At 65.5% G+C, this 368-nt stretch carries 1 pseudogene; it reads right to left on the reverse strand.

From position 1 onward, the window contains the following. Positions 1-368: pseudogene (locus B2869_RS03830) on the reverse strand (CTP synthase); the annotation flags it as partial.

A 368-nucleotide genomic window follows, 5' to 3' on the forward strand; every position in this document is an offset into this window, starting at 1 on the left:
GAGAGGTACGCGTCGGGCAGGTCGATGTACTTGCCGACCAGACCGATCGTCACCTCGTGCTTGGGGTTGTGCACCGCGTGCAGCACCTTGTTCCAGCGGGTCCAGTCGACGTCGGCCGCCTTCTGGTCCAGGCCCAGCCGTCGCACGATGTACGAGTCGAGCCCCTGCTCGTTCAGCGTCGAGGGGATGTCGTAGATGCTCGGCAGGTCGACGGTGTTGATGACGCCTTCGACGTCGACGTCGCACATGAGAGCGATCTTGTTGCGGTTGCTCACGCTGACCGGACGGTCGCTGCGGAGCACCAGGGCATCGGGCTGGATGCCGACCTGGCGGAGCGCCGCGACGGAGTGCTGCGTCGGCTTGGTCTT

This window comes from Microbacterium sp. UBA3486 (assembly GCF_002377845.1).
Taxonomy (GTDB): domain Bacteria; phylum Actinomycetota; class Actinomycetes; order Actinomycetales; family Microbacteriaceae; genus Microbacterium; species Microbacterium maritypicum_A.